Origin of the sequence: Trichocoleus sp. ST-U2, assembly GCF_039961875.1 — a bacterium.
Classification (GTDB): Bacteria; Cyanobacteriota; Cyanobacteriia; order Cyanobacteriales; family FACHB-T130; genus FACHB-T130.
This window is the reverse complement of the sequence record NZ_JAMPJY010000003.1, coordinates 196,238-218,558: the sequence shown is the minus strand read 5'-3', so window position 1 is coordinate 218,558 and position 22,321 is coordinate 196,238. Positions and strand designations below refer to the sequence as shown.

The following is a 22,321-nucleotide window of genomic DNA, read 5'->3' as shown; positions in this document are numbered from 1 at the left end:
TTGTTAACCGTTCGTGACTGAAAAGCAGAAAACCGCTCGGACACTCGCTAGCATTGCCGGAATTGTTGCAATTGCTACGCTGATTAGTAAAATTTTTGGGTTAGTGCGCCAACAAGCGATCGCCGCCGCTTTTGGCGTGGGTGTCGTTGCCGATGCCTACAACTACGCTTATGTGATTCCTGGCTTTTTGCTGATCTTACTGGGCGGCATCAATGGCCCTTTTCACAGTGCGATTGTCAGCGTTTTAGCCAAGCAGCGCGACAAATCGGAAGCTGCGCCTTTAGTGGAGACGATTACAACGATGGTAGGCGGGATACTCCTACTCGTCACGATCGTCTTAATCGTGTTTGCGGGTGTTTTTATTAACCTGGTGGCACCCGGTTTAAGCGAGACGCCGCAAGGACTGCAAGTGAGAGCGATCGCGATCCAGCAGTTACAGATCATGGCTCCGATGGCGCTGATGGCTGGGCTGATTGGGATTGGCTTTGGAACGCTGAACGCGGCGGATATGTACTGGCTACCCTCGGTTAGCCCCTTATTCTCCAGCATTACCGTAATTGGTGGGCTGGCAATCTTGGCGCTACAACTCGGCAACCAAATCAACCTACCCCAATACGCCCAACTAGGAGGACTGATTTTGGCGGGGGGAACCCTTGCCGGTGCCGTGTTGCAGTGGTTAGTCCAACTCGCTGCCCAATGGCGCGCTGGCTTGGGCACATTACGCCTGCGGTTTGACTGGCATCAGCCGGGAGTCAAGGATGTCCTGAAGGTGATGGGACCCGCGACGCTATCCTCCGGGATGCTGCAAATCAACCTCTACACTGATTTATTTTTCGCCTCGTATATCCCCGCAGCAGCGGCTGCCATGACCTATGCGGGGCTTCTAGTTCAAACGCCCCTAGGAATTATCTCGAATGTAATTTTAGTCCCCCTGCTGCCGGTTTTTTCGCGACTCGCTGCCCCTGAAAATTGGCCTGAACTCAAGCAACGAATTCGTCAAGGATTACTCCTGACTGCCATTACTATGTTGCCTTTGAGTGCCCTGATGATGACACTAGCAACCCCCATTGTCCAGGTGATTTATCAACGCGGAGCCTTTAAATCTGGGGCATCCGAGTTGGTTGCTTCAGTACTGATGGCTTATGGCCTGGGGATGTTTGTCTACTTGGGGCGCGATGTACTGGTGCGGGTATTTTATGCATTGGGGGATGGAGAGACACCCTTCCGCATCAGCATTGTCAATATCTTTTTTAATGCCCTGCTAGATTATATTCTCGTTCAACGTTTCGGCGCACCGGGTTTGATTTTAGCCACGGTGACGGTGAATACCATTTCAGTGGTGGCGCTAGTTTGGATGCTGAACCGCAAGCTCAACGGCTTGCCTTGGCAAGAGTGGACTTTGCCAATTTTGGGTTTAACAGGTGCTAGCTTTGTAGCGGGTTTAGCCAGTTGGGGCGTTAGTACAGGTTTTCAACAAGTTTGGAATGCGAATGGGTTGCTGGTGCAGTTGTTGCAACTTAGTGTCTCTGGGTTAGTCGGCTTAGGCGTTTATGCTTTGTTGGCGACGCGGCTAAATTTGCCAGAAGTCGATATTTTTGTCTCGCGGATTCGCCAGCGCTTCGGGAGATAGCGATCGCACTTGAACCAGCTCAATTAGGTGTATGAAACAATACCAAACTTGAAGGGGAAGGTGTGATATCTAACAGTAAGCCGAGATGAGTATTGAAGCTTGGCTCATCTAGCTTAGCGATCGCAACTAATGAAGACACTTAAAGCATATCTTGTCAGCTTATTTGACAAAGAGTTTATCCCGACCGGATTAAAAACGGCTCTATTTGTCGGGACTCTTTTGTTTTTGATCAATCACGGGGTTGCCTTTTTCCGAGGCGAAATGACGCGCGATCGCTGGATTTCTGGATTGCTGACCTACCTAATGCCTTATCTAGTTAGTGTTTACGGTCAATACGCTTATCGTCGCAAGTTAATCAAAACTTCTGCGTATCAAACTAAACATTTTTAGTCATGAAACTCGCTTTTGCTAATCCTTTTATGAGCGAGCATGTCAAACCCCAAACCCCCTCTCTGGAAGAGAAGGGGAAGGGAAAAGCGACAGCTTGTTTATAGATTGCGCTGGAATTCTTCCAGAAGCTCCATCAGGTTTACCTGACACTGCGTAGGCAACAAATCTACTAAGGGAACTTCCCGCTTCCCGCCGCCTAACTTGACAGGAATCCCTTGCAGGACTTTCGACACCTGATTTTCATCTACAGAATTATCAGCCAGTAGGGGGTACAACTTTTCTGCTACAACCGTATGCAGCTTGGCATCTCGCAAATAAAGGTGCCATTTAGCCACATCGATGTAAACGTTTTCGCCAATTTCAGCGGCGAGAGATTCAATTGCCTCGGAAGTGTTGGTTCTAGCCATAGGATTTACTTTGGTTATGCGGATAGGGAATCTAATGCTTTCATTGCAATTGATCCCCGTCCGAGTTTGAATCCACGAAAAGCAAGAAACAGGGATCTATCTTTAGGTAGTTTTTTTGGATTTTTCTTTGGTTTTGGGCTGGAATCCTAAACCAGCACTGGTATTTGCAGATTCTGTTACTGGGTCGGAATAATCTGCGAGTGCAAAGATATACAGAGCGTGGGTCGCTAAGACTAACGCCCATCCGCCTGTTACCCAAGTTGCCCAAGGCCATGTAGCATTCTGCAAGTTGTGGAAAAACCACAAGCCAGAATTACAGGCACCAAAAATCGCCACATGGATGGCAAAATTCATTCTATCGTCGAGGCGACGATAGGCGGGGTCATTGCGGTCTGGTTTGCGAGGCCAACGAGGAGGCATGGGAGTTTTGAGTTTTGAGTTTTAAGTTTTGAGTTGTTAGAGTTCACAACTTCATTCATTCTAAGCCTCTAAATACCCTGTCCTTGGCGAAGGTAATCTCCCGACTTGCCACCCGTCTTACTCACCAAGCGAATCGATTCAATCACCATCCCTTTTTCCAACGCTTTCGCCATGTCGTAGAGGGTAAGTGCAGCGACAGAAACGGCTGTTAGCGCTTCCATTTCCACGCCAGTTTCCGCCTTGGTGACGACTTCCGCTTGAATCTGATATCCCGGCAACTGGGCGTCAGGCACGATCTGAACTTCTACTTTATGAATTGGCAAGGGATGACACAGGGGAATTAGCTGAGAAGTCTGCTTTGCTGCCATAATCCCAGCCAATCTCGCAGTTCCCAATACATCTCCTTTCGGCGCGTTCCCCGCCTGAATCGCCTCAAATGTCTCTAGCAACATCCGCACTTGTGCCGCAGCAACAGCATGGCGTCGAGTTTGTTCTTTGCCGGAAACATCCACCATCTGAGCCTCACCGTGGGCATCCAAATGAGTGAGCGGTTGATTTTGAGAAAAATTTTGCATCATACGGTTAGGCTATGCTATTATAAATTTCTGGCAAGGGCTTGTAGCTCAGTGGACTAGAGCACGTGGCTACGGACCACGGTGTCGGGGGTTCGAATCCCTCCTAGCCCGTTACTAAGTAAAAAAGAAAAAGGCAAAAGATTCTTTCTTTTGCCTTTTTTCTTTGAATTATGCCTCACTTTGTAGCCCAACCTTATTCAAGGCATAAACATCCTTTTCTCTGCCAAAGGCGAAGCGGAGGGAATGGGATAAATTTTTGCTCGATAGGGTAGCGAAGATAATCAGCGCCAGGAATGAAATAACTGTTGTAATAGTAAACATTGCTCGGTAGCCAATGGGTTCGGCAATGGAACCCAAAACAGGACCCGCGATCGCTATCCCGACATCAAACCCCGTGATGCACAAAGCAAAAACTCTGCCTCGTTCTTGGGGAGAGGAACGGTCGGAAATCAAGGCAATCATCATCGGCAGTAACGTTCCCGCTCCTGCGCCCTCCAAAAAACCGCCTACTAAAAAGCTACGGGCAGTGTAAGCATGAGACAGCATCAGCATTGCCAATGCATAGCTGAATATACTGCCAGTGATAAAAATTCCGCGTCCGTAACGGTCAGAAGCGCGACCAATGATGATGCGGGAAATAAAAGACGCGATCGCGGCTGCTGTGTAAAATAACCCCGGATTTAAGTCAACTTCGGCATCTTTAATAAATAAAGGGACGAAGGTACTTAACGCTCCAAACGCTACACCAACCAGCAACAACACTAAAGCTGGAATCCTTAGACGAGGACTTGCCAGAAGTCGCCAAAATTGTTGAGTTTCGGATGAATCGGCAGAGGAATCGGCTGTCTCGTGGACGATTCGGGGTTCTTTGACTTGATTGGCACAAACTAAACCGACCGTTCCTAGCCCGCAAGAGAGCAGAAACAACGGCGTGTAACCAATCCCAGCTTGGATATAACCCCCAACTGCTGGCCCTATCGCCATCCCAACTGGCGTTACCAAGCTCATGTAGCCAATTAACTCACCCCGCTTGGACACTGGGGACAAATCAACCACCAAGGCGCTGTAACCCGTCGTAAAAGCCGCAATGCTAATCCCGTGGAACGCTCGCAGTAGCATTAATAGGGGAATTGATTTAACAACTAGATAGCCCAAAGGCGCGATCGCTGCCACGGTCATGCCAATCAGCAAGACCACCTTGCGACCGCGTCGATCTGCCAAACGCCCCAGCCACGAACGACACAGAACCAATCCGAGGGCAAATGACCCCATGACAATCCCAATCTGCTGCGTCGTGCCACCCACATCCTCGATATAGAGCGGCAGCGTCGGGAGCAAAGAAGCCATACTAGACCAAAATAATAGCCCAGCCGTAAATAAAACCAACAGATTGCGGCGACTGGGCGGCTCTAGCGTCCAAAAAACTTTCAAAGCTTAATTCCTTCTTACACTTTTAGCCTTCCCTTTGTTTACTATTGTTAACATTCCCCCCAACAACTTCCCTCACCCGATAGATTGGTCTGCCCTGAGACTCGTGATAAGTTCTCATTAACAATTCTGCGAGCAGTCCAAAAGAAAACAATTGCACACCCGTCACTAGCAGTACGACCGCCAAAATCAATAACGGGCGATCGCCAATGCTCTGACCGAAACCCACTTTTAAAATCGTTAAATACAGACCAAGCAGCGTCCCTAATGCCATTGCAATAATGCCAAACAGCCCAAAGACGTGCATGGGGCGGGTGAGGAACTTTTTCATAAAGTAGACGGTTAACAAGTCCATCACGACTCGGAATGTCCGCCCCAACCCATACTTACTGCTTCCATAGCGGCGGGCATGGTGCCCCACTGGCAGCTCAGTAATTCTTGCCCCCTCAATGAACGCCAAAGCTGGTAAAAATCGGTGCAATTCCCCATAAAGATTCATATCCGCCACCAATTCTGAGCGGTAGGCTTTTAGGGAACAACCGTAATCATGCAACTCTACACCCGTGACTCGCCCAATTAACCAGTTAGCGATTTTAGACGGAAGCAGACGAGTCAGGGCGGCGTCCTGTCGTTTCTCACGCCAGCCACTTACCAAGTCATAGCCTTCTTCTAACTTTGCCAGGAGCCGGGGAATATCCGCTGGGTCATTCTGCAAATCGCCATCCATTGTGATAATCACCTTGCCTCGCGCATAGTTAAACCCCGCAGACATCGCTGGAGTTTGACCGTAGTTTCGACGCAGAAGCACTGCTTTTAAGTTTTTGTGGGTTTGCACTAGAGATTTCAGCAGTTCCGCGGAGCCATCCTTGGAACCATCATCCACGCAAATAATTTCGTAGTTCAGATTCGTCTCAATTAAAGAGGTTGCGATCGCTTCAATTAGGTGGGGTAAACTTTCCACCTCGTTATAAACCGGCACTACTACAGAAATATCGGGGATCTCGTCAGCAGACATTTCGCTTTGCGTTACCAGTCTTTCAGGAATTAACACGATTGCCTCCCACCTTTTGGTGTCTTATTGTCGTTGTGGTTGATAACTGGCAACCACTCGCCCGCAAGAGCGCAGTTGCCGAAAATACGACTGACTAATCGAATCTCCCTGTTCCGAAAGGACATCAATTCCAATTCCGTTGCGACCCTGTTCTTGACCGGAACTATGGATATAACGTCCTTCTCCCAGGTATAAAGCAACATGGGTTGTTCTATCGCCGATGCCAAAAAAGATTAAATCACCTGATTGTAGCTCTTGAATCGCAATCGATTCTGTAAAAGCTTCCTGCTGATAGGAATCTCTCGGCAACCAAATCCCAGAGGCAGAAAAGGCGGCTTGCATCAGCCCGGAACAGTCATAATTTGGCCCAACTGTTCCGCCCCAGAGATAATAATTCGGCTGTTGCATCGCCGCTTGCATAAAGGCAATAACTTGGGGTAAGCGATTTTGAATTTCTGTTGGGGAGATAGTGTAAGCTCGCAAGGGCGTTTGTGCCTCTTCAATCTCCTTGAGGTCTTGAATTTCCACCCAGCCGGAATAGTCATCTTCACACAGACAAACCTGGATAGATGAATCTAAATCTGTCTTTGGCGACAAAATCCGCAAGTGACGCCCGGTTGCTGCCTGAGTTGCCAAACGAGTACAACTGGGGGAATCATAGAGGTTTAGATTGACTCGACATTGGTACTCGCGGAATGAGTCATGGGTCATGGGTCAGTGGTTGTTGGTCAGTGGTACAAACTATTGAACAATTGACAACTGATAACTGACAACTGATAACAACTGATAAAAATGACATTTTTTCACAAAGACGAACAACTAGAAAAATTAGGCGATCGCATTTTAGAAGCAACTTGGGCAGAATTTCCGGGATTAGCCCGCAACCAAATTGCCTTAACCTGGGTAGTCTACGATCCCCCAGTACCTGTCAATACCGGCGGTGCCCTTAGCTCACAGGAATTCTGGAAATATCCAGTCCGGGGCTTTAGCTATCGCGGCGTCGAGAGAATCTTTCCTGCCAGCATCGTTAAACTGTTTTATCTGGTTGCTGTACAGGAGTGGTTGGAACAAGGAATGATCCAAACTTCCTCGGAGTTAGAGCGAGCCATCCGCGACATGATTATTGATTCCAGCAACGACGCCACCAGCTTAGTGCTGGATGTATTGACTGGCACTACTAGCGGTCCAGAGTTGCCGCCAGGGCCGTTTGAAACCTGGCAGTTGCAGCGCAATATCGTGAATCGCTACTTTCAATCCCTCGGTTGGACAGAGATGGAAACCATCAATGTCAATCAAAAACCTTGGGGTGACGGTCCCTATGGGCGAGAGCGGGCATTTTTAGGGGAGATGCGGGAAAACCGCAATATGGTGACGACCAATGCCACGGCGAGGCTCATACATAGCATTGTCGGAGGCGTTGCAGTTTCCTCCGGGCGATCGCAAGCAATGATGGGACTGATGAAACGCAGCCTCCATGCAGAAGACGATGAAGCCCCCGATGAGGAAAATCAGGTGCGGGGTTTCTTAGGTGGCGGACTGCCTCCAAATGCCCAATTGTGGTCTAAAGCCGGTTGGACAAGCCAAGTTCGCCACGACGCCGCTTATATCGAGCTACCATCACGGCACCCTTATTTGTTGATTGTGTTCACTGAAGGCAAAGCAAATAGTAAAAACAAAGCGATTCTCCCCTTTGTTTCCCAGCAAGTTGTCGCGGCAATGGACAGCCTTACCTAGTACAATCTGCGGTTACAGAGGCGAGCTTCATCAATCACGAAGAAACCCTTTTTATTGTAAAAAAGGGTTTCTTCGTCATCAAAATCAAAATAAGCGATTGGTCGTATCCCAAGCCTTTATCAGAGAAATTGCGATCGCTGCTTTGGAGATAAAGCCTAGGAATCGGGAATAAAAATCTCTCTTATCACCCTCTGACCCTCTTTATTCCATTTCACCTGTCAACATCAATTTCGTCGAATACTAGCCACTTTCAGCGCATAATCCTTCCTTGGTGGGTAGCAAATTCTTTTAAAATTTCCTAAATTGACGACAGGGAAATATAATTTCCGAGAGAATAGGCAATTAAGGTTGGCTTTCGTAGATTTTTGAGGAAGTTTTTGAGGAGTGACCGTGAATACAATCTTTTCTAAGCGTGTTTCTTTCTTACTAGGTCTGACGGCACTGACAGTTTTCAGCGGTGGCTTGTCAGCTACAGCCCAGTCCACTGCCACAGTCATTGACCAAAAGACTCCTGCGGTCGTTGAGACTTCAGAACCTGCCGCATCTGAAGCGATCGCTGAGCCAACAGTAATGGGTATGCCAGTTGTCAAGCCAGTTGTCAAGTCGGCAGATGTCACACCGATTACCCAATCAACTGTTCCGGCTGCACCACAAGTCCCGGCTGCACCGCAAGCCCCGGTCTCAACACAATATAATCTGAGCCAACAGCCGGTCATTCTCTCTGAGTACCAAGATGCAACGCTGGTTGAAGAAAGCGCAAAGCCCGTGGCTTCAGAGCCTTCCTCCTTGGCAGCGGCTGATGATACTGCTACTACGCAACCATTTCCCGGCGTAACCACTTCTGCTGCCGCTCTCGCCGCACCACAGCAACCAACTGCTGAAACTCCAAACTTACCCAATGACTCTGAGATTGCTCAAACCGACATCGAACTCGGTCGAACCACCCGTGCCGGTCGAAGCTACGTCGGGGTTGGCTTCAATATTGGTTTCGGGGGTGATAGTGCTTTGGGCGATGGTAGTTTCGCCGTGATCAGCAAAATTGGTCTAACCAATACGTTGTCTGTACGCCCTTCCGTGCTACTCGGTGACGATACGACCTTTCTGCTTCCAGTGACTTACGACTTTAACATCCGACAGTCAGATCCGTTTGAACCCGTCAGATTCGCCCCTTACGTAGGTGGCGGTGTCACGATTTCCACGGGTGATGACAGCGACATTGGTTTCCTGGTTACGGGTGGCGTCGATGTACCTTTGACACGGCAATTTACAGCAAATGCAGCTCTAAATATCGGATTTCAAAGCGATGAAGTGCCAGTGGGACTAATTCTGGGCGTGGGTTACACCTTCCCTGGTTTCTAGAGAAGGTAAAAATCAAAGGCAAAAGACAGCAGAAAAATTTGGTTTCTCCTGTTTCTTTTGCCTTTGTACTTTTTTACTTTTTGCTGGTTACTTCTACTTGGGGGCTGACTTTGCCGGTCACAGCTAGACTACCCGTAGGTTCCACTGCCCAGACATCGTAGCTACCCACCACATCGCCATTAGCATCAATATCTACGTTACCGCTAGCTCCCTGGTAGTTAATCTCCTCACCCTTCCGTACCAGTTCTAGCGCTTGACAAACATCGCTTACTTCTGTGCCAGGGGCATTGGCGACATCGCGAATCTTACTTTTAATGCCTTCGCCGGTATTTGATTTAGCGTCTTCGGCTGCTAGTACCATCAAAGCGGCAGCATCCCAGGCATGAGGGACATAGGCGCTCAATCCCCTTCCGGTTTTCTCTTTCCAAATCTTGGTGAACTCAGCCAGTGCTGGGCCATTAGCACCGGGAACCGTACCGATTGCCCCAGCTAATATAAATTTATCATCGCTGGTTTTGCCGACCTGTTCGGGAAAGTCTTCCGAATAAGCACCATCGGTTAGCATCACCTGGACGCCTTTACTGAGACCTTGCTCGTAGGCAGATTTTAAGAACAAGCTGCCGGTTTCGGCGTAGACAACCGCTGCTACCGCATCCGGTTTGCCATTAAATGCAGCTGCTGCCTCGCTTTCAAAAGTGGCAGCTTTAGGGTCATAACGAGTTGGCTTTCCTTCGTTGACGACAGTCCCTCCTAATTTTTTGAAGGCTTGTACAAATTCTTGTTCAAAACCAACTCCATAGTCGTTGTTGATGACGATGGTGGAAACGCGCTTAAATCCTCTGTCACTAGCTAGTTTTGCTAAAGCCTGAGCTTGATAGGTATCGGGGGGAGCCGTCCGCGCCCAATAACCTTGAAATTCTCCTTTTTTGGCTCGTTCTGTAAAGACGGGGCTGGTGCTACCTGGTGAGATAAACATCACCTTGTTGCGGACAGCGACAGGCACGGCGGCACTAGAAACGCTGCTGGCAAAGGAACCGACGACGCCAGCAACTCTATCTACTTCCGTTAATTTGGTCATTCCTGCGGTGCCAGCGTTGGGATCGGTTTGGTCATCCTCAGGAATAAATGTGACTGGCTGACTATTGACGCCGCCACACTTGTTGACGGTGTCTATTAACAGGCGGATAGCATCTGGCAGGGGTTGCCCTACGGAAGATAGGTCGCCAGTGGTCGGCAGCAGTGAGCCAATCTTGAGTCCGGAACCGCTGGTGGCTGGGGTAGAACCTGTAGTCTGGGCGGGGCTACTGGTTGTACTGGTTGGCGTGTTATTACCTGGCGTTGTTTGAGAGGGGTTTTCGCAAGCAGCGGTTAGAAAACTTGTCGTAATAGTGGTAATTGCTAGGGCGATCGCCCAACTCGGTTTGATATTTTTGGCTGAAGCGGGTCTGCTCATTTGGGTGTTTAACTCTTCAACAGTCCACGATTGAAATCAAATATTTTAATTGATCTCAGTTGTTTAAGAATACAGCCATAACTTCTGCCAACATTTTAGCTAGCAGAAGCGATCGCTGTGAGACGTCAAGAGTGAGGCGTTTGCTTTTCCCGATTGGGCTTCGCTACTTGTCTGTTTTCGCTTTTAAAACGGAGAGGGAGGGATTCGAACCCTCGGTACGGAGTTACCAACCGTACAACAGATTAGCAATCTGTCGCTTTCGACCACTCAGCCACCTCTCCTAGGTGACAAATATAGATAATAGCAGATATTAATCAATTGGTGCTGCTGTCAAAAAAATTTTCTTTTTTTGATGCCCGATCGTTCCGAGTGAGTCTTCGCAGTTGCAGGGAAAGCCATGATTCATCCTCGTCGTTGTGGCTGTTTGCTTCTTTCCCAATCCCTTAGTATAATTACCTATTGTTAAATTTCTTATGGCTGGCAAAGAAATCTAATAAATGCTTACAACCCGCTTTCTTTAAGGCTTGGGCGATTTAAATATTCTCGCGTTTCACAATTAAATCTATAAATCTTCACTTCCCTGACCGTTGGAGGACGGAAAAATGGGAATCCATTCGCTACTCTGGCGATTTATATGCCCTTTGGCTTAAAATTTTATTTCTTTGGGGGGAGGTCATGATACCCAATGATACCCACCCGTCCCCCGGAAGGTTGAATATAGTCAGGTAGTAGATTCTCTCCCGTAGTTGATGTTCATCATCAACGGCGAAGCTTATCCTATTAGCACAAGTAAAGATTCCTTAAGTTCCGGTGGGCTAAACAGGCAACTAAGTAGAATAGTCAACCCCTGCTTCGCCCTGAACGTCGTTGAGTGAAAAAATCGATATAAATATATGCTTTCCACAAACAACCAGCACATTGCTCTAATTTCCGTCCACGGAGATCCAGCAATTGAAATCGGTAAAGAAGAGGCTGGCGGTCAAAACGTTTATGTACGTCAGGTGGGTGAGGCACTTGCTCAACAGGGGTGGCAAGTAGATATGTTTACCCGCAAAGTTAGTGGCGATCAACCCACGATTGTTCAACATAGTGCTAATTGTCGAACAATTCGCTTGACAGCTGGTCCTGAAGAGTTTGTCCCAAGAGACAATTTGTTTGAGTATCTGCCAGTGTTTGTCGAACAGATGCTCAAGTTTCAGCAGCAAGAAGGCATTGAATATTCTATAGTACACACAAATTACTGGCTCTCATCTTGGGTGGGAATGGAGCTGAAGAAAGTTCAACCCATCAAACAAATTCATACTTACCACTCTTTGGGAGCCGTCAAATATAAGTCAGTTTCGACGATTCCCTTGATTGCTACCACGCGGCTAGAGGTAGAAAGAAAGGTTTTAGAGACAGCGGAACGGATTGTTGCCACCAGTCCGCAAGAGAAAGAACATATGCGATCGCTCGTTTCCACAAAAGGCAACATCGATATCATCCCCTGCGGCACCGATATTCGCAAGTTTGGTTCCGTCACCCGCGAAGCAGCACGAGAGAAACTGGGAATCGACGCCGACACCAACGTAGTCTTCTATGTGGGTCGATTTGATCGACGCAAGGGAATTGAAACACTCGTTCGCGCCGTTGGCAAGTCCCAGATGCGCCAGCAGGGCAACCTAAAACTATTTATCGGCGGAGGTTCTCGTCCCGGTCAAAGTGACGGTATCGAACGCGATCGCATTGAAAAAATTGTCGGCGAACTGGGGCTGCAAGACATCACCTCCTTCCCCGGACGGTTGGGTGACGACACCCTGCCCGCTTACTACGCCGCCGCTGATGTTTGTGTCGTACCCAGTCATTACGAACCCTTCGGTTTAGTGGCAATTGAAGCAATGGCTTCTGGAACGCCCGTCGTTGCTAGTGATGTCGGCGGACTCCAGTTCACCGTCGTCCCCGAAGAAACGGGTTTACTGGCACCCCCGAAAGATGCCGTAGCGTTTGCAGCCGCGATTGACCGCATTCTCGCCAATCCAGAATGGCGCAAGCAGCTAGGTGAGAAGGCAAGAGTTCGGGTAGAGAAGATGTTTAGTTGGGATGGCGTAGCGACTCAACTGAGCGACCTTTACACCCAGTTATTGAAAGAACAACCTGCACCAGAATTAGAATTGGTCACTCAAGTCAGCGCCTAATTACGCAGCAGCTTGTCCTGGAAATACCCTACAAAGACTTCTAGTTGTACCAGTAAGATTAGTACAACTAGAAGTCTTTGTTTTACTGTATACTTTTTTCCAAATAAAAATTATTCTACATCTACAGAATGATTATTTAGAAAAATTCCCTTTTTAAAGCAACCATTTGAGTGTTGCTCGCTCTCAAATTATCCGGATTTTCAGGAGATTGGCTGCAATTTATTAGTGATGGAATAAATAAAATAATGGGTTGGAATTGGATGATGTTGTTATATATATACTTTATTTAAATTTTACAATCCGATTCTAAGTTCCCTTTTCCCATCCAAAATCCTCAACCTAAAATGGTGTTAACCTCAAGTAACACAGTACCACTCGTGGCGTTGATAGTAATTCACGTTGATACCAATTCACTTTGTACTTGTGACTTTAGTAAGAGCGCATAGTCGTGTGCTTACGTTCATATACTTACAATCAATTAAAGAAAGGGTATGAATGACCTATGATAATCTCTAATTAAGCGTGCAGAATACCAGCGTGAAACGGCTATTTACAACAGCATGGAACCTTCTTTTGAACGCTATTCAAGCCATTTACAGTCGTCTTTTTAGAAAAAAACGTCGCCAGTTACGTCGTCAGCCCCTCCGACAAGACGCCTCAATCGATTCTGAATTGAATCAAATCAACCTCACCCCATCGAAACCGACAGAGGAAATCAGCAGCAGCCCACCCATCCCCATCAATGAGGCAGATAGGCTCAAAGCGCTGAATCGCTACAAGATTCTTGATACTGCTCCTGAAGAAGCATTTGACGATTTGACGGCTCTGGCAGCCTATATTTGTGGCACTCCCATTGCTTTAGTCAGCCTCGTCGATTCTAATCGGCAGTGGTTCAAATCAAAAATCGGTCTAGAAGCAACGGAAACGCCAAGAGACGTGGCATTTTGCGCCCATGCCTTGGTGCAACCAGATGAGTTGTTGATTGTGCCCAATGCCTTAGAAGATCGGCGGTTTTCCAACAACCCGCTCGTGACCTCAGACATCAATATCCGGTTTTATGCGGGTACCCCTTTGGTAACATCTGATGGCTATGCTGTCGGCACCCTCTGCGCGATTGACCGGATTCCACGTCATCTCACCCCCGAACAGATGGAGGCACTGCGGGCGTTGGGGCGTCAAGTGGTCAGCCAGATGGAGTTACGGATTAACCTGGATAAATTAGAACGGACTGTCAGCAAGAGTCGGCGAGTAGAGCAAGCACTCCGCCGCAGTAATCAACGACTGCTGCAAACCCTCAAGACATTACGAAATACTCAAGCCCAACTGATTCAGAGCGAAAAAATGTCGAGTTTGGGTCAATTGGTTGCTGGTGTCGCCCATGAAATTAACAACCCTGTCAACTTTATTCACGGCAACCTGCCCTATGTTAGTGCCTATGTTCGGGATCTCCTCGATTTGCTAAACCTCTACAAAAAGCAATATCCCCATCCCGATGGCGAGATTCAAAAAAAAGCAGAAACAATTGATGTGAACTTTCTAGTAGAAGATTTACCAAAAACTTTGGCTTCTATGAAAGTGGGTACTGACCGTATCCATCAAATTGTTTTTTCGTTGCGAAACTTCTCCCGATTGGATGAAGCCGAGATGAGACGAGTTGATATCCACGAAGGGATTAATAGCACGCTTTTAATCCTTCAGCATCGGCTTAAACCCACAGCCCAAAATCTCGGCATTGAAGTGATTAAAGAGTACGGAGTCCTTCCACCCGTTGAGTGCTACGCAGGTCCCTTGAACCAGGTATTTATGAATATCTTGAGTAATGCGGTGGATGCTCTAGAGTTGTCAATGGTCAATAGTCAGCCGTCAATCATTCGTGAAACAACAACTGACCTAGAGACACGATTAATCGTGTCTCTACCCACTAGCAGTGCTTGGATTCGCATTAGCACCAGCCTTTCTTCTGACCGATCTCATGTAGTAATTCGCATTGCGGATAATGGCCCTGGCATACCGGAAGAGATTAGGGCAAAGATATTCGATCCATTTTTCACGACGAAGCCTTTAGGGAAAGGCACGGGAATCGGATTGTCGATTAGCTACCAGATTATCGTTGAGAAGCATGGCGGGGTACTGAAGTGTCTGTCTGAACCAGGACAAGGAACAGAGTTTCGGATTGAACTGCCGATTCACGGGAAAATAATGAAGATGAAGGAGCAAGAATGATCCCGCGCCCTTCAGGAGTAGGCAGAAGACTACAGTGACAATTCTGGCTCTCGCAGAGCTTCTTTCACCAGCTGTTGTACTTCGGAACGGACGTGATCGTAGGCTTCAGATGCACACCAAGGACGGAGATATAAAATTGTTCCGGTTGCTGAGATGGAAGCAACGTGACAGGTCGTTTTTGGTTCTTCCAAAACTAAGGGATGGGGTTGAATTAAAGACAAAAGTAGGGTGATAGTCGGTTCGATCGGGCGATCGCCAATATCAATGTCTAAATCGACTCGTCGCTTGCCGAGTACGGTGGTATTTTTCAGCGTCCCGCTGAATAATTGCCCGTTCGGCACTGTAATTACTACGTTGTCTCGCGTTACTAGCGTAGTCGAGAAAATGCCGATGGCATCCACTACCCCAGCAGCCCCCGCCCCTTCAATAAAATCGCCTACCTCAAACGGGCGCAAACTAATCAGCATCACACCAGCGGCAAAGTGAGATAAGGTATTCTGCAATGCTAAGCCGATTGCTAAACCAGCCGCCCCCACTACCGCGACAACGCTGGTCGTCTCGATTCCCAACCTGTTGAGAACGGCGACCATCCCGACGACCAGCGTGAAAATCTCGGCTACCTGAATCAAGAACTTGCGTAAGGTTGGCTCTGTGCGACTTAGCGCTTTGCGGGTAAGACCTCCTACCCAACCTACAGCTAATCGGGTGAGCAGCAGAATTGTCGCTGCCCAGAGAAGGTTCTGTAGAATCTTAAAATACGCTTGGCCAATCAGGTAGTTCCATAACTGCGATGCAGCTTCAACAGAAATAATATCCATTTTCAATCGTTTTTCACTTCCAATTAATATATCTTTTTTTATAAGAATACTGGAATGAATTCGGAATTTAAGCTAATTTATACGCCTAGATTGTTATTACGGATGGGAACTCAAGAAGATGTGCCTGAGATTGTCAAATTTTACCGGAATAATCAAGGGCATCTATCTCCCTGGCAACCTTTTTGGCCTGATAATTTTTTAACCCATGAGTTTTGGCAAGAGCAAGTTGAGAAAAACATTAAAGAATTTGAATGCGATCGCTCTTTAAAATTATTTATTTTCAAGAATGGGAATTTCTCAGAAATTATTGGCAATGTTAGCTTTCACGGGTTTATGCGGGGTGCTGCCCAATTTTGTTATTTGGGCTATAATTTAGCAGAATTTGAACAAGGTAAAGGGTATATGACGGAAGCATTGCACTTTGCCATAAATGATGTCTTTGCACAATTAGATATGCACCGGGTGATGGCAAATTATCTACCCCACAATCACCGGAGTGCTAATTTACTGAAGAAATTAGAATTTGTTGTTGAAGGATATGCTAAAGAATATTTATTTATTCAAGGTGAATGGCAAGACCATATCTTGACCAGCTTAACGAATAAAAATTGGCAGAGGAAATGAATTTTTGTCTGCCACTATTCTTATTCTCAGCTATTCTTATTCTCGGTAGGGGTACGGCACTGCCGTACCCCGGCATCTAGAAGCAAAGACTTGCAAGTATTTCAACTTGCGTCAAGACGATGTAGCCTGTTCTGATTCCAGGGGTTGACCGACTGCTACGCGAGGGAGGCGATGCTTGAAGCCGCAGAGAATTTCCCAGGAAATCGTGCCTAAAGTCGCCGCCCAGTCATCCGCAGAAATTTCGGCGTTTCCTTCTTTGCCCAGCAGAGTGACGACTTCGCCAGTTTGTAAATCGGGGATTGCGCTGACATCCAGCATCAGCTGATCCATTGTAATCGCGCCGATTTGCGGCACCGGCTGACCTCGAAGCAAAACTTGCATTTTGTTGGAGAGATTGCGGGGAACCCCGTCGGCGTAGCCAATAGCGATCGCGGCGAGGCGCATATCCCGGCTAGCGACGAACTGATGTCCGTAGCTTACTCCCGTACCAGGTGAAATATTTTTTACTTGCGTTACCCGTGCTTTTACTTTCATGACGGGTTTGAGGTCGATGACAGACTTTAGATGGGGCGCGGGGTAAAGACCGTAGGTTGCTAAACCCACTCGCACCATGTCGTAGTGTAGGCTTGGGTCGCTTAAAGCGGCAGCTGAGTTGGCGAGGTGCAGACGGGGAGGCGTCATTCCTGTAGTTTTGATAAGAGCGATCGCTTCCTCAAATCTGTCTCGCTGCTGTCTCATTCCCGTGGGATCTGGACTGTCAGCCGTTGCTAGATGAGAGTAGATACTGGCAATTTTGAGATGGGGCAATCCCTGCACCAAGGCGACAAACTCCGCCGCTTCCTGCCAGGGAGTACCTAGGCGAGACATCCCGGTATCTAATTTTACATGAACCGGCAAAGAACGATTTAAAGTGCCCAGCGTCTCGGAAAAGACCAAAGCTTGCTGAGGCGTACAGAGCGTCGGCTGCAAATTCCAGTGAGCGATCGCTTGCACTTGCTCGGTCGTATTACTGGCACCTAAAATCAAAATCGGTGCCTGAATCCCCGCTTCCCGCAGTTGAATTCCCTCTGGAATCGTGGCAACACCTAGCCAACTTGCACCGGATTGGCAAGCAATCTCGGCAACGGTAATCGCACCATGACCATAAGCATCCGCCTTCACCACCGCCATTAGTGCCGTTTTTGGGGAGAGAAAACGCCTCAGCTGCCGCACATTATGAGCTAAAGCGGCTAAATCAATTTCTACCCAAGCCCGTTCCTTGAGCGCTGTAAAATTTTCTCGCTGTATTTGGGAAAGATTAGGGTACCCAGAGGAAGGCATCCCGACAGGAGTCGGCTCCCAGCTTAGCATTAGACTCACTCCTCACTCACTCACACCTGTTAGTTTAGGACTTACGCCTTCAAGCCATTACTACACTATTGGTATATCTAGCTTTAGCGTTCATCGATTCCGTCTAGAGAAAACTCTAGGGGAAGTCCTACAGTTAACAACTTAGAGTGAGCGATCGCGTCCGGATCGTCAAGTAGTTTCTCGTTGTTATTGATTAGAGACTGTAGCTGTCGTTCTGAACGTAGCTAGGATGTTGGCATTCACCCCTAACCTTCCTCCTGTTGGGTTTCGGGGTTTTCGCCATCCAGGGTGCTTCTCGAACACAGCTTGTTGACGCAGTATTTAGCGATCCCGCTTTTCGTCAAACGTCTGGAGGTAGATTTTGGCAGAAATCGTATCGAATGCCGAGTTTACGAGGAACAATAAAGGAGATAATTTGACTTCCCCTCTCAACACTTAGCTCGGACGGGTCAACCCGCCTTTACAGGACGGACTCAGCACTAAAGCATGAGACTGCGAACGAAGACACTAATGGTCATTGGCGCGACACTCGTCGGTCTGGTAGGGGTGCTATATGCTACCTCTTCCATCGTTTTGTTGCGGAGCCTCAAGCACGCTGAGGATCAAAATACCCGTCAGATGGTTAAGGCAGTTCTGAATGTTTTTGCCCAAACTGGCGATGACTTTAGTTCTGGATTTCTCGATTGGTCGGCGTGGGATGACACCTACAACTTTATTAACAACCCAAACCAAGCTTATCGGGAGTCGAATCTAAATCCAGAATCGCTCTACAACTTGCAGATCAACTTGGTGCTGTATATCAATAACAGCGGTGAAATTGTCTTTGGGACTGGGTTCGATCTGAAAAATCAGAAAAAAACACCGATTCCACCGGCCCTCAAACAACACCTGGCTCTCAACGACCGGCTTTTAGAGCGTCCCAATTCTAATCGCATCCTGTCAGGAATCATTCTGCTTCCAGAAGGGCCAATGCTGATTAGTTCGCAGCCGATTTTGCCTTCAAATGGCAAAGGTTCTATCCGAGGAACTTTGATCTTCGGGCGCTATATAGACGATCGGACGATCGAGAAGTTGGCAAGAATCAACCGTTTGCCCGTGATGATGTACGGGATGAACGATCCTCAAATGCCTGCGGACTTTCAAGCCGTGCGTTCTGCTTTGTCAGAACAACGCCCAATTCTGGTGCGATCGCGCAATGAAGACACGATTTCTGGATACGCCCAGATTAAAGACATTTATGGCAAACCGGCTTTGCTGTTGCGGGTGGATGTCCCCAGAGAAATCTACAAGCAAGGAAAGATTCGCCTAGGCTATCTCATCTTGTGTCTGCTAGTAGTAGGACTGGTATTTGGTGGAGTAACGCTGCTGCTGATAGAGCGATTGGTGCTGTCTCGGTTGGCAGCTTTGAGTGGGGAAGTTCGGAAAATTGGCGCGAGTAGCGATCTTTCGCTGCGGGTATCGACTCCCGGAAAGGATGAATTGTCCAGCTTGGCACTGACGATTAATGGGATGCTAGAAGCGTTGGAAAAATCTGGACGCGATCGCATTGAAAGCGAAGAACGTCACCGCGCCGTGGTTGAGCAAGCTTCAGAAGGGATTGTTCTGATTGATGCTCGCTCTTCTCAAATTCTGGAAGCCAATACTGCCTTTAATCGCTTGCTCGGTTACAGCCATGAAGAAATTCTACATCTGACCCTTTACGATCTCATTCCCCACACCCAAGACAGCGCTGACTTAAATATCAACCAAATCCTAGCTGATAAACAGCACTACCTAGGCGAACGACGCTACCGGCGTAAAGATGAAACGCTGGTGGATGTGGAAGTGAGTGCCAACTCGATTTCCTATGGTGGCAGAGAGGTCGTGTGTGGCGTGGTTCGAGATATTAGCGATCGCAAACAAGCCCAAGAAGAAATCCGTTTGTTGCAGACGACGACGCAAGCGATCGCGGATGCCTCAGATTTTCACTCAGCTTTGCAAGTCACGCTGGGCAAGGTTTGCGAGACAATCGGCTGGAGTTTTGGGGAAGCTTGGATTCCCCACCCAACGGGTGACTTTCTCGAATGCAGTCGGGGTTGGTATGGCGGTAAGGAGAAAGTATCCCCCGCCTTGAAGAAATTCAGACACTTCAGCCAGAAGCTCACTTTTGCATCCTGGAACGGATTGCCGGGACGAGTTTGGTCATCGCAGCAGCCAGAGTGGATTGATGATGTTTCAATTCAGCCACCAGCCGTTTTTGATCGTGTCGCAATTGCACGAAAAAGCGGATTGAAAGCAAGTTTCGCCATTCCGATTATTGCGGCAACGTTTTGGGAATCGTCCCCCCTGCCGATTCAGGACGGGCAAAGCGCTGGGGTGCCCCTACAGCAGCCACAAGTGCTAGCTGTTCTGGTTTTCTTCAGCTTCGACAGCCAGGAAGAAGACCGGCAGATGGTGGAGCTAGTATCGGGCGTTGCGGCTCAGCTGGGTTCCGTCATTCAGCGCAAGCAGACGGAAGCCGCACTCCAAGAAAGCGAGACTCGGCTTTGCAGACAGCAGCGGGCGCTGATGGAACTGGCTACGTGTCAGGCTTTATACACGGGCGATTTGAGCGCGGCTTGGCAGGAGATTACCGAGACAGCCACAAACACGCTGGGCGTCGCACGAGCGAGTATCTGGCTTTATCAACAAGAAATCGTTGAGACTCAGGAACCGGCTTCTGCAACATCCCAAAACCCGAATCAAAAATTGGTCTGTGTTGACTTGTACGAAGTCACTCAGGAGCGGCATAGCTGGGGCATGGAGCTGTACCGAGTAGACTATCCGGGCTATTTCCAAGCACTAGAAGAGGAACGCGCGATCGCGGCTTCTGATGCCCATACCGATCCTCGGACGAAGGAGTTTTCCGCGGCTTATTTAGCTCCTTTAGGCATTGCTTCGATGTTGGATGTCCCGATTCGGGTAGGTGGACGGACGATGGGGGTGCTTTGTCTGGAACACATGAGTACGCAAAGGCAGTGGGCGTTGGAGGATCAGAACTTTGCGACTTATTTAGCGTATATGGCTGCTTTGGCAATGGAAGCGAGCGATCGCAAACAAGCAGAAACCGCCCTCGCTAACAGTGAAGCGAAATTTCGCTCGCTGATTCTCAACAGTTCGGATCTGATCGCCATTTATGACGCAGATGGCATTACCCGCTATCAAAGTCCTTCGATTGTGAGTATTTTGGGCTACCAACCAGAGGAATTGACCGGGGTACACACCTTAGGCATGATTCACCCAGAGGATCGTCGCCGCGTTTTAGAAGCTTTCCATGAGGCGCTTAACAACCCTCAGAGTGTTTTTTCCATCGAATATCGTTTTCCCCGAAAAGACGGCTCCTGGTGTTTTCTAGAATCAACTGGGAGCAATTTGCTAGCCGATCCCTTCGTGGCAGGCATCGTGGTTAATTCCCGCGACATTACCGAGCGCAAGCAAGTGGAAGGCGCACTTCGGCAAGCCGAAGAACGATATCGCAGCATCTTTGAAAACGCAGTTGAAGGCATTTTTCAAACGACACCGGATGGACGCTTCATCAGTGCGAATCCTGCCCTCGCACGCCTTTATGGCTACTCGTCCCCGGAGGAATTAATCGCCAATGTGACGAGCGTTGAGCGGCAACTTTATGTTGACCCAAACCGACGAACGGAATTTATTGCTGCCATGCAAAAGTATGATTCTGTATCTCGGTTTGAGTCTCAAATTTACCGCCAGGACGGCAGCACTATCTGGATTTTGGAAACCGCCCGCACGGTTAAGAATTCTCAAGGGAGAATTCTTTACTACGAAGGCACTGTCCAAGATATTACCAATCGCAAGGTCGCAGAAGAAGCACTGCGCTATCAACAGGAACAATCGGAACTGCTGCTGCTCAACATCTTACCTGCCCCGATTGCCGAGCGATTAAAACTTCAGGAAAGCACAATTGCCGATAGCTTTGCCGAAGTTACCGTTTTGTTTGCTGATATTGTTGGCTTTACCCAACTTTCTGCCGATACATCACCCACCGAACTTGTCGAATTACTCAACAAGATATTTTCTGCGTTCGATCGCCTATCCGAACTGCATGGTTTGGAGAAAATAAAGACAATTGGGGATGCCTATATGGTTGTCGGCGGTTTGCCAATGCCCCGCAGCGATCATGCCCAGGCGATCGCTGACATGGCGCTGGATATGCAAGGTGCGATCGCGCTATTTAACCTAAAAAATGCGAAAAGTTTTCAGATTCGAGTCGGCATTAGTACGGGACCCGTGGTTGCTGGCGTCATTGGGATCAAAAAGTTTATCTATGATTTGTGGGGCGATACGGTAAATACAGCTTCTCGGATGGAATCTCACGGTCTTGCGGGTCGAATTCAAGTCACCAATACGACCTATGAGTTATTACGAGATGAATATGTTTTTGAGGAACGAGGTCTTATCCATGTCAAGGGAAAAGGCGAGATGACGACTTATCTTCTCATCGGCAGAAAAAAAGGAGAATTTTAACTTAAAGTCTGCGTAGGCAGGCTTCGTTTATCTAGCCCCACACTTCTAGAGTGCGGGAATGTATTGACTACATTTCTTTCGTTGCTTAATTGAGGAAATGCACTTTTTCCCGGGCAGGCATCTGGCGAAAAGCCAGCCTTAAAAATCTATCAATTTCTGGGCTGGTATCTGGACTGATA

General features: G+C 48.1%; 17 protein-coding genes and 2 tRNA genes. 9 read left to right on the top strand and 10 right to left on the bottom strand.

What is annotated here, in order from left to right:
• The first annotated feature begins 13 nt into the window (after nt 1-13).
• Together murJ and nrtS are read left to right on the top strand one after the other, a co-directional pair.
• Nucleotides 14-1,630 carry a murein biosynthesis integral membrane protein MurJ gene (gene murJ / locus NC996_RS03345; RefSeq protein ID WP_190681706.1) on the top strand — a complete coding sequence of 539 codons (1,617 nt, stop codon included), beginning with the start codon at nt 14-16 and terminating at the stop codon, nt 1,628-1,630.
• A gap of 129 nt (nt 1,631-1,759) precedes the next feature.
• Nucleotides 1,760-2,020 (top strand): nitrate/nitrite transporter NrtS, encoded by a 261-nt coding sequence (nrtS, locus tag NC996_RS03340; protein ID WP_190427941.1) that lies wholly within the window; start codon nt 1,760-1,762, stop codon nt 2,018-2,020.
• A 98-nt stretch (nt 2,021-2,118) separates the two neighbouring features.
• Here nrtS and NC996_RS03335 read toward each other — a convergent pair whose 3' ends face one another.
• From NC996_RS03335 to moaC, 3 genes are all read right to left on the bottom strand, one after another.
• On the bottom strand, nt 2,119-2,427 hold the full coding sequence (locus tag NC996_RS03335) for a DUF3181 family protein (protein WP_190427939.1): 309 nt from the start codon (nt 2,425-2,427) through the stop codon (nt 2,119-2,121).
• A 102-nt stretch (nt 2,428-2,529) separates the two neighbouring features.
• Nucleotides 2,530-2,847: a 2TM domain-containing protein gene (locus NC996_RS03330; RefSeq protein ID WP_190525817.1), complete on the bottom strand. Its 318-nt coding sequence runs from the start codon at nt 2,845-2,847 to the stop codon at nt 2,530-2,532.
• A 68-nt stretch (nt 2,848-2,915) separates the two neighbouring features.
• Nucleotides 2,916-3,425 carry a cyclic pyranopterin monophosphate synthase MoaC gene (moaC, locus tag NC996_RS03325; RefSeq protein WP_190681703.1) on the bottom strand — a complete coding sequence of 170 codons (510 nt, stop codon included), beginning with the start codon at nt 3,423-3,425 and terminating at the stop codon, nt 2,916-2,918.
• Nucleotides 3,426-3,459: 34 nt separating this feature from the next.
• On the opposite strand from moaC, the gene NC996_RS03320 reads away from it, so the two are divergent.
• Nucleotides 3,460-3,533, top strand: a tRNA-Arg gene (locus NC996_RS03320).
• A 57-nt stretch (nt 3,534-3,590) separates the two neighbouring features.
• Here NC996_RS03320 and NC996_RS03315 read toward each other — a convergent pair.
• The 3 genes from NC996_RS03315 to NC996_RS03305 are packed head-to-tail and all read right to left on the bottom strand — an operon-like array spanning nt 3,591 to nt 6,612.
• Nucleotides 3,591-4,853, bottom strand: coding sequence for an MFS transporter (locus tag NC996_RS03315; RefSeq protein WP_190681700.1), 1,263 nt, complete (start codon nt 4,851-4,853; stop codon nt 3,591-3,593).
• A gap of 22 nt (nt 4,854-4,875) precedes the next feature.
• Nucleotides 4,876-5,865: a glycosyltransferase family 2 protein gene (locus tag NC996_RS03310; RefSeq protein WP_190681697.1), complete on the bottom strand. Its 990-nt coding sequence runs from the start codon at nt 5,863-5,865 to the stop codon at nt 4,876-4,878.
• A 60-nt stretch (nt 5,866-5,925) separates the two neighbouring features.
• Nucleotides 5,926-6,612 carry a C40 family peptidase gene (locus tag NC996_RS03305; protein WP_190681694.1) on the bottom strand — a complete coding sequence of 229 codons (687 nt, stop codon included), beginning with the start codon at nt 6,610-6,612 and terminating at the stop codon, nt 5,926-5,928.
• Nucleotides 6,613-6,693: 81 nt separating this feature from the next.
• Between NC996_RS03305 and NC996_RS03300 the strand changes: the two genes are divergently transcribed.
• Complete coding sequence (locus tag NC996_RS03300) at nt 6,694-7,635, top strand: serine hydrolase (RefSeq protein WP_190681691.1); 942 nt, start codon at nt 6,694-6,696, stop codon at nt 7,633-7,635.
• Nucleotides 7,636-8,025: 390 nt separating this feature from the next.
• A complete protein-coding gene (locus tag NC996_RS03295; protein WP_190681687.1) occupies nt 8,026-8,994 on the top strand; it encodes a hypothetical protein in 969 nt (322 codons plus the stop codon).
• A 73-nt stretch (nt 8,995-9,067) separates the two neighbouring features.
• Here the strand turns inward: NC996_RS03295 and NC996_RS03290 are convergent, their stop codons facing one another.
• Together NC996_RS03290 and NC996_RS03285 are read right to left on the bottom strand one after the other, a co-directional pair.
• The gene (locus tag NC996_RS03290) at nt 9,068-10,447 is read right to left on the bottom strand and encodes an ABC transporter substrate-binding protein (RefSeq protein ID WP_190681682.1); all 1,380 of its coding nucleotides are present in this window, start codon (nt 10,445-10,447) and stop codon (nt 9,068-9,070) included.
• A gap of 189 nt (nt 10,448-10,636) precedes the next feature.
• Nucleotides 10,637-10,728: transfer RNA gene (locus tag NC996_RS03285), tRNA-Ser, on the bottom strand.
• Nucleotides 10,729-11,340: 612 nt separating this feature from the next.
• Between NC996_RS03285 and NC996_RS03280 the strand changes: the two genes are divergently transcribed.
• Both NC996_RS03280 and NC996_RS03275 read left to right on the top strand, forming a co-directional pair.
• The gene (locus tag NC996_RS03280) at nt 11,341-12,621 is read left to right on the top strand and encodes a glycosyltransferase family 1 protein (RefSeq protein ID WP_190673390.1); all 1,281 of its coding nucleotides are present in this window, start codon (nt 11,341-11,343) and stop codon (nt 12,619-12,621) included.
• Between the two features lie 573 nt (nt 12,622-13,194).
• Complete coding sequence (locus NC996_RS03275) at nt 13,195-14,844, top strand: ATP-binding protein (protein ID WP_199302819.1); 1,650 nt, start codon at nt 13,195-13,197, stop codon at nt 14,842-14,844.
• Between the two features lie 29 nt (nt 14,845-14,873).
• On the opposite strand, the gene NC996_RS03270 is transcribed toward NC996_RS03275, so the two are convergent.
• A complete protein-coding gene (locus tag NC996_RS03270; protein ID WP_190413201.1) occupies nt 14,874-15,662 on the bottom strand; it encodes a mechanosensitive ion channel family protein in 789 nt (262 codons plus the stop codon).
• 54 nt (nt 15,663-15,716) lie between these two features.
• On the opposite strand from NC996_RS03270, the gene NC996_RS03265 reads away from it, so the two are divergent.
• Nucleotides 15,717-16,286 carry a GNAT family N-acetyltransferase gene (locus tag NC996_RS03265; protein WP_190529859.1) on the top strand — a complete coding sequence of 190 codons (570 nt, stop codon included), beginning with the start codon at nt 15,717-15,719 and terminating at the stop codon, nt 16,284-16,286.
• Between the two features lie 111 nt (nt 16,287-16,397).
• Here the strand turns inward: NC996_RS03265 and alr are convergent, their stop codons facing one another.
• Nucleotides 16,398-17,636 (bottom strand): alanine racemase, encoded by a 1,239-nt coding sequence (alr, locus tag NC996_RS03260; protein ID WP_190681679.1) that lies wholly within the window; start codon nt 17,634-17,636, stop codon nt 16,398-16,400.
• Between the two features lie 486 nt (nt 17,637-18,122).
• Here alr and NC996_RS03255 point away from each other — a divergent pair, with 486 nt between their 5' ends.
• The gene (locus tag NC996_RS03255) at nt 18,123-22,142 is read left to right on the top strand and encodes a PAS domain S-box protein (RefSeq protein WP_190681676.1); all 4,020 of its coding nucleotides are present in this window, start codon (nt 18,123-18,125) and stop codon (nt 22,140-22,142) included.
• The last annotated feature ends 179 nt before the right edge of the window (nt 22,143-22,321 follow it).